The organism is Janthinobacterium sp. TND4EL3, assembly GCF_900156175.1.
Lineage (GTDB): Bacteria > Pseudomonadota > Gammaproteobacteria > Burkholderiales > Burkholderiaceae_D > Janthinobacterium.
This window is the reverse complement of record NZ_FTMV01000054.1, coordinates 1-7,518: the sequence shown is the minus strand read 5'-3', so window position 1 is coordinate 7,518 and position 7,518 is coordinate 1. Positions and strand designations below refer to the sequence as shown.

8 protein-coding genes and 1 pseudogene are annotated in these 7,518 nt (G+C 52.1%); all 9 read left to right on the top strand.

Going from position 1 to position 7,518, the window contains the following annotated elements:
* Positions 1-210 (top strand): hypothetical protein (locus BXA07_RS31180; RefSeq protein WP_212592400.1); only part of this gene is annotated, 210 nt, incomplete at its 5' end.
* 770 nt (positions 211-980) lie between these two features.
* On the top strand, positions 981-1,514 hold the full coding sequence (locus tag BXA07_RS29480; protein WP_076573237.1) for a hypothetical protein: 534 nt from the start codon (positions 981-983) through the stop codon (positions 1,512-1,514).
* A gap of 332 nt (positions 1,515-1,846) precedes the next feature.
* Positions 1,847-3,505: a glycoside hydrolase family 13 protein gene (locus tag BXA07_RS29475; RefSeq protein ID WP_076573236.1), complete on the top strand. Its 1,659-nt coding sequence runs from the start codon at positions 1,847-1,849 to the stop codon at positions 3,503-3,505.
* A gap of 37 nt (positions 3,506-3,542) precedes the next feature.
* A pseudogene (locus BXA07_RS29470) lies at positions 3,543-3,701 on the top strand (transposase); the annotation flags it as partial.
* Between the two features lie 134 nt (positions 3,702-3,835).
* Positions 3,836-4,183, top strand: coding sequence for a hypothetical protein (locus BXA07_RS30695; RefSeq protein WP_139335864.1), 348 nt, complete (start codon positions 3,836-3,838; stop codon positions 4,181-4,183).
* Between the two features lie 455 nt (positions 4,184-4,638).
* A complete protein-coding gene (locus tag BXA07_RS29460; protein WP_212592399.1) occupies positions 4,639-5,082 on the top strand; it encodes a tetratricopeptide repeat protein in 444 nt (147 codons plus the stop codon).
* A 233-nt stretch (positions 5,083-5,315) separates the two neighbouring features.
* Positions 5,316-5,852, top strand: a complete 537-nt coding sequence (locus BXA07_RS29455; RefSeq protein WP_076573234.1) for a hypothetical protein — start codon at positions 5,316-5,318, stop codon at positions 5,850-5,852.
* A gap of 140 nt (positions 5,853-5,992) precedes the next feature.
* Positions 5,993-6,265, top strand: a complete 273-nt coding sequence (locus BXA07_RS29450) for a hypothetical protein (RefSeq protein ID WP_076573233.1) — start codon at positions 5,993-5,995, stop codon at positions 6,263-6,265.
* Between the two features lie 412 nt (positions 6,266-6,677).
* The gene (locus BXA07_RS30690; RefSeq protein ID WP_139335863.1) at positions 6,678-6,995 is read left to right on the top strand and encodes a hypothetical protein; all 318 of its coding nucleotides are present in this window, start codon (positions 6,678-6,680) and stop codon (positions 6,993-6,995) included.
* Positions 6,996-7,518 lie beyond the last annotated feature (523 nt).

The window sequence follows — 7,518 nt, the reverse complement described above, 5'->3', positions numbered from 1 at the left end:
GTAGGACTGGCCAGAACCACCAAAGCGGCCACCCCACTTCAGCTCATCCTCTTTACGTCTGAGATCGAACCACACGCGCCACGCATCGCCTGTTCGCATCCGAATCCCCCAGCAACGACCATGGGACCATTCTTGCTTGGATGTAATGCGGCGACGTTGACACTGCGCAATGAGCGGCGAACAGGGGAAACGGAAAAAGTAGTACGTTAAGGACGTTGCGCAAACGATCCTTCGCGCACGAACAACGTGATTGATCGCTCACCGGTTCTGCCACGCTCCTGGTGTGCCACCTCGTAGCTGCCTGCTCCAACGACGAGATCGGGTCCGGCCTGTCTATGTCCCCTGCCCTGCAGAGACTCCGACCCCGCACGAGCAAGAGCTGGTTGAGCTTCGGCGCGTTTTTGCACTAACGTTCCCATGGCAAACGCCTTGCGACGGCAATCTCTGGTTCCGCGGGGCGCTGGCAATTGATTCGGTTCTTCTTCGCATCATTTCCGCTCTGCAACGATGCATTTAAGTTAAAGTGTTGCATTGATCGATTGAGTTCGCAACCGGGAGCGGCCATTCGATAATTTCCAAGGAACGCGATGGCCGAAGATCTGTGTCTCAGGATTGCTGAGAAATATTTGTCGTCAAATGCCATTGAGTACATCCTTCCTGGCCGGATTGGCCGCAAAGAGCCGAGCAGGTGGGAGGCGATTTACGTCGTTCCAGCAGTAACGGACCCCACGGTGGCAGTTGTCGATCCTCCAGATGTACGAGTTTGGGTCACACTTCTTGACGGTCAAGTGGAATGGATACACCAAATGTGAACGGCTGCCTTGGGGCGGCATCCGCCAACGACGGCAACCGGCCAGAAGCGGACATTTAAATACTACTGCGGCACCGCAGCCATGGTGGAAGTTTTCATAAAATTTTCGCCCAACACTTTGTTCCAGCGAACACCGACAGGAACAGCTGAACCAACCGGGAGGCTGACAATGAAGCTCATCCAGCACGAACTCATTCAAGTCTTGGAAACTGGCGCAATACCTACCACCTTGGCGGCGCGTCTTCGAAACCCTGCTGACCGATTGGCGATGTATGGATTCATCGTTGATCGAAAACCCCAGCAATTCCGGCAATTCCGGCAATTGTTGCTTCGTCTCTTCGATGAAGAGATTGCATTCCGGAATGCGCTGTGGGACGGAACTGTGAAGGACAATGGAGCGTTTTCCGAATGTATCTACCACTGCGCATTTCTGCTTTACTGCTGCGCAGAGCCAAGCGATACGGTGAATATATGGAGGGCGCAGTACCTTAATCAGGACATTGGTGAGCTAGATGGGTGGTATTTCATCGGCGCTGGGCTTAATGAGACTTTGTCGTACCTCGAACGTACTAATGACCAAACGTCGGCAGCCATCGCCGAATATATCGAGAATTGGTCATCTTACATTTCGCCTGACTCGCTTTCTGAATGGCAGCAAGGTCGCCGAAATTGGATTCTTGATGATGTTAGCTGCTTGGACTGATTAGTTTGTCAGCTCGCCGCCCAAAGCGTGAGCGCGGCTAAATTTACAGGCTGAATGATCGCTTAGAAGCTTGCTGAACTTCCGGTTTGGGGCGGAAGCGGGCGGTGCCATTGCAGCAAAACGCCATCGGTAGCTTAGACTCCCCTGATCCATTGTTCTTGAAAGATGGGACCCCGATGGATCATGTACGAGGCCTGGACATTCTCCCAGACTCCAGGTGTGCGATCTCCTAGCTACCTGGGCCAACGACGAGATCGGGTCTGCCCTCCCCCTGGCGATCCCTTGGCACGTTGCAGGACAGTGCCGCCAATCCATAAGCGAGAAAGATAATCATGTTGGATAAGAAATGGTGGCATAACGCCGTCGTGTATCAGATCTACCCACGTAGTTTTCAAGACAGCAATCACGATGGGGTCGGTGATCTGGCCGGCATCATCAGCAGACTGGACTACCTGCAATATCTGGGAATCAACCTGATCTGGCTGTCGCCAGTGTACCGGTCGCCGATGGACGATAACGGCTATGACATCTCCGACTATCAGGATATCGCCGCTGAATTCGGCACATTGGCAGAGATGGAGCAGTTGATCGCAGAGGCGGCCAAGCGCGACATCCGTATCCTGATGGATCTTGTGGTCAACCACACCTCTGACGAGCATGCTTGGTTCGCCGAGGCGAAGAAATCCAAGGATAGCCCCTACCGTGACTACTACATCTGGCGCAATGCAGGCGCCGATGGCTCCCCGCCCGACCAGCAACGTTCGTATTTTGGCGGCAGTGCATGGGAATACGATGCCGCCAGCGGTGAATATTACTTCCATCTTTTCTCGAAACGACAGCCGGACCTGAACTGGGAAAATCCCCAGGTGCAGGAAGAGGTACATCGCATGATGAACTGGTGGCTGGACAAGGGCATCGGCGGCTTCCGCATGGATGTGATCGATCTCATCGGCAAAAAAGTCGACCAGCAGATTATCGCCAACGGCGCACAATTGCACCCGCTGCTGCAGCAAATGCACCAAGCGACCCTGGCCGCACGCGATGTAGTGACGGTGGGCGAGACGTGGAGCGCCACCCCGGAGACCGCCAAGCTGTATTCCGACCCGGCGCGTCAGGAGCTGTCGATGGTCTTCCAGTTTGAGCACATCACCATGACCCACGATGCCAAGGAGGGAAAATGGAAGCCGCGGCCATTCGATCTGTTTGAATTCAAGCAGATCATCAGTAAGTGGCAGACCGCGCTGGCCGATGCCGGCTGGAATTCACTGTTCTGGAATAACCACGACCTGCCGCGCGCCGTATCCAAATACGGCGATCCCGGCCGCTATCGGGTCGAGTCGGCCAAGATGCTGGCCACCGCGCTACATTTTCTCAAGGGCACCCCCTACGTCTATCAAGGCGAGGAAATAGGCATGACCAATGTCCGTTTCGATTCCATCGACGACTATCGCGACATCGAATCGCTCAACCTCTACCACGAACGCACGGCCGCCGGCGTGTCACCGGAAACGATGATGGCCGGCATCCACGCCAACGGGCGGGACAATGCACGTACCCCCATGCAGTGGAACAGCACACACAACGCCGGCTTCAGTACTGGCACGCCATGGCTAAAGCTGAATCCAAACTACCCCGAGATCAACGTCGCGGCCGCGCTGGAACAACCCGATTCGGTCTTCTTCCACTACCAGAAGCTGGTCGAACTGCGTAAGCACTGGGACGTCATGGTGTACGGAAAATACCTGCCGTTGCTGGAGCAGCACCCGCAGGTGTTCGCCTATCGGCGCAGCTTGGGAAGCCAACAGCTCGTTGTCGTCAACAACTTCTCCGGCGAACACGTCGAACTGGATCTGCCGGCGATGCTGCACGGCATTGCCGGGCAAGGCTTGATCAGCAACTATGCCCAGCGTGACAGCTTGACCGACCACCTCAGCCTGCAGCCATACGAATCGTTTGCGATCGCGTATGAGTGTGAGGCGGGGCGCGGGTAAAACGTTGCTGTGCAATCACATCGAGTCGCGCGATCGTCTGGGTAAATGGCGCTGGGTGGTCGAACGCACACTGGACTGGCTGCACCACTTCCGCCGATTACGCATCCGCTACGAACGCCGTGCCAATATCCACCGGGCGTTTCTCTCGCTTGCCTGCATACTCATCTGCTGGCGATATAGTCGGAGATTTTCTTAGGCCTTCTTAGTCTATCTTGTCTTGGCATCGATATTGGTTAATGAGACTGAACCGAGTAAGGTGTGGTATACAGCGGTGAGCCACATTCCAATTTTTTTATTTGGTAACTTGCCATCGTCGTAGTTTGGAGCAATATGAAGCATCCGTATCCACCGTATTCTGCCATTGAGCTTGCGCTGAACGAAGTTATTCTAGCTGCTCGCTTGAAAGGGGTGAGCTTCAAGAATACTGAATTGATTACTACGTCAGAGGAATGGGATAGAGAACTGGTGATTTTATTTTTTTATCAAAATGACACTGATGTGCAATGGAATCAAGAAAACGGCATTAATGAATGGTTGCAGCGAAAATTCGTTCATGAACTGAATGCCACCAAAGTCCGCTATGGTTTTTCTGAATTTCCAGAGATCACTTTCATGTTTGACTCCGAAGAAAATGTTAAGCTGAATTTTCAAGGGGATTATTTTTTCCGGCTAAGGTAGCGTCTCGTGACCATCGTTTAATTCGCAATCCAGTTGCTGACACTCATTTTGGAAGGGTGAATTGCCACCCGTCGCTTAAACTCTTCTGATTCATAGTTCTTGAAAGATGAAAAAACGATGGGTCGTGTTGGGTCTGGGTGTTCCAGCAAGTTCCTCGCGTGCGATCTCGTCGCTGCCTAATCCAACGACGAGATCGGGTCTGGCCTGTCTATCTCCCCTGCCCTGCTGGGACTCATGCCGCGCTCAAGCAAAAGCTGCTTGAGCTTCGGCGGAATCCACCATGAACTCTTCCGTGGCTAAACCTCTTGCGAAATCGATTCGAGTTCTTTTTCTCATCATTTCATTCTGCAATGATGCATTTAAGTTAAAGTGTTGCGTTGAAGGATTGAATCCGCAGCCAACAGCAGACATTTGGACTGTGCAGGAAACACTCATCACCCGGAAGTCACCTGACTATGAAAACGATGAACCGAGAACTAGAACTTGACGAACAAACGCATCAGATGATTAAAGCCCATTGTGCTCGCGGAGACAGTTTGGCCGAAGTACGGAACTTCGAAGATGCCATTGCGGCGTACAACGAAGCATGGCGCTTAATTCCTGCCCCACAAAACGATTGGGAGGCTGCTACCTGGGTTCTAGCAGCGATCGCAGATTCCGCTTACTTGGGTGGTGACATAACGACTGCAAGAGAAGCCATTGAGTACGGCATGACGTGTCCTGGCGCACTCGGAAATCCATTCTTGCATCTACGTTTCGGGCAAATACTGTTGGACAGCAATGAGAAAGATCGTGCAGCTGATGAGTTGATGCGCGCATATATGGGAGCTGGCCCGGAGATTTTTACACACGAAAACTCCAAGTATCTTTCTTTCCTTAAGTCTCGGGCAATACTGTAATCAAGGCCCGCTTTGAGGCGGAACATGCCGAAGTCTGCAACCGGCCTATTGTGTTGAACTAGTCGAGCGGCAAGATTTTCTGGAGGTCTCAGATCTCCAAGCAGTCGGTGATCATTCAATAGCGGCGGTTCTGGCCAGTCTAGGCTGGCAGAATTCTATCTAAATGTCAACGTACCTGCGTTTTTCAACACAATAGGCCAGAAGCGGTCACTCGACGTATCCCTTGGAAATAAATGCAGATGGAAGTTAAATTTCTTAGTCTTGGCGAGCAAAGTGAACATGGTCGGGTCCTTGTTGCTCGCGGCCCAACCTCAGAATCCAACATCGTTGCCAGTGTCTTGATCGCTCACCATAGTGCGCCGGTGACTCGCGTAAACATTCTTGCCAGCGCAGGGTACTCATGCTTTCAGAGCACACGTTTCGCTGAGAGCATCGTTTACATCGGCTTTGGGCAGTTCGTGTTCGTCGTTGATCTTTACCTTGGCGAAGTTCGTCGCCATCAGCTGGACGGTTACTTTGGCCATTTGTACGATTCGCGCGACCTTGAGAACCTAAATAGCCGCATCGCAGTGCTTGTAACTTCTGCATCTGAAGTTCTTGCTTTTGACCATACAGGAGGTCTGATCTGGGAGCAGTCGCCGCTTGGGATCGACGGTGTAGTCCTTTACGATGCGAGCGTGGGTCAGATTCGTGGTGATGGTGAATGGGATCCACCAGGCGGCTGGCGCCCATTTAGCCTAGTTTCAGAGTCAGGAGCAATACTTCAATGACCGGTATGGGGCGAATCTAGCCTGACGATACAGCCACTAGATTTTCACCCTGACAACCTGCCATGTTGCCCCGAACGGCCGGGTTCGGCCAAAAGCTGCCGGTCGACATCGGCGCTTTTATTTGAATTTGTAGGAAAAATATGAAGCAAGTCTTGCCCTATATTCAAATTGGATTTCACAATGATGAGCATGTCATCGTCGTTGTGGGCGACTATGAGCTTGCTGACTTCATCGAAGACTACCTCGGAGATGATTGCGATCTACCTTGCGATTACCGAACTACCGTCGAACAGCCAGGCGGTGAAATTGTCACCTTACATTTTCCAGCATCTGCACTGTTGCAAGAAATAGAAGGTGGCCTTACAAAGCTGTCCTTGGACGAAGTTGAGCGCATCTATCGCCTCAACAACTAGAACATGACTAGTACCGGCCAGAAGCGGACGACTGACGTTACCCTTCATTACTCAATTTAAGTATGCCAAGTTACGTAAAAAGACACTGGGACGAGACTAGAGGTGACAGGTACGATGCATGGGGCATGTCCTGGTGGTACTTTGAAGTCGATGGTGCAGGCTGGGTTACCCGACAAATTGAACAGTACGATTCTGGTCCGCTGCTTTGCTATAGTGCCGAGCATGAGCGCGACGAATTTGGCAGGATTTCAGAAAAGCCTCTCGATTTATCGGAGTCAGGGTACAGTGCGATTTCCCATCAAGAGTTCGAATCAATTTGGAGAGCCGCATAGTGCTTCCGTTATCGGCCAGAAGCGGACCTTTGTATTGCCTGTGGCATTTCTTTTTTCTCTTTGATAGGTGGGCGGCTCAAGTGAGTAAACAGACTGGCCTTGTATGGCCGAGTGGGGACTGCAAACCTATCATCGCTACCCTGCGCACTCCAGTTGAGCTAATCGTTGATACTGATGCCACCATCTTTGGAGATAAAGATGACCTCGACTGGTTCGAGGGGGCCTATGTACAAATTGATGGAGTGGGGACGGTTTTGATCATGAGGCACGACAACAACCCATCGGGACTAACAGCTCTATATGTGGATGCCTCCTGCCATGTCCATTCAGCAGTTACGCTGCTGGTGCAATTTTTCGGATTATCCCCGAAAGATGTCAAGTGGCAGACTAAGGCATGAAGCCGGCATGATTCCATTTGCCGACGAATATTTGTTCAGCTAACGGCCAGAAGCGGCCGTTCGAACCAGCGTGACAATGTGTGAAATTTTCTGATTGGCAATCCGCTATGCTCTGGTGCCGCTACCGGCCAGAAGCAGACATTCACGTTGACGTGACAATGTGTGACTTTTCTCCGTTGGTAATTCGTTATGCTCATGGACCGCTTGCCGGCCAGGGGAAGACGTTCCGATTCTGTACCGCCCGCCCATTTCCAACAGTAAATCACCATTCATGGCTACATTCAGTCCTGACGATGAGTCTTAATATTTCAGCTTTCCTTGGCAAAAAAACCGATGGCTTGGAGGCGCGGTTCGTTGAGGCATTCGCAAATCTTGGCTTTGATGTGCAACTACATCCGGACCTTACGTTGACAAAGTCTTCGGCAGAGTGCGTATTCCACGGCAAAGTGGCCACCAATTCCACGCGAAAGCGGCCACCGATTCCACGGCAAACTGGCCACTGATTCCACGCCAATCCGGCCAC

What these genes read in the sequence shown, in the direction of transcription:
- BXA07_RS29450 (WP_076573233.1), top strand. Translation starts at nt 5,993, where the DNA reads ATGAAGCAAGTCTTGCCCTATATTCAAATTGGATTTCACAATGATGAG.
- BXA07_RS29460 (WP_212592399.1), top strand. Translation starts at nt 4,639, where the DNA reads ATGAAAACGATGAACCGAGAACTAGAACTTGACGAACAAACGCATCAG.
- BXA07_RS29480 (WP_076573237.1), top strand. Translation starts at nt 981, where the DNA reads ATGAAGCTCATCCAGCACGAACTCATTCAAGTCTTGGAAACTGGCGCA.
- BXA07_RS30695 (WP_139335864.1), top strand. Translation starts at nt 3,836, where the DNA reads ATGAAGCATCCGTATCCACCGTATTCTGCCATTGAGCTTGCGCTGAAC.
- BXA07_RS29475 (WP_076573236.1), top strand. Translation starts at nt 1,847, where the DNA reads ATGTTGGATAAGAAATGGTGGCATAACGCCGTCGTGTATCAGATCTAC.
- BXA07_RS29455 (WP_076573234.1), top strand. Translation starts at nt 5,316, where the DNA reads ATGCAGATGGAAGTTAAATTTCTTAGTCTTGGCGAGCAAAGTGAACAT.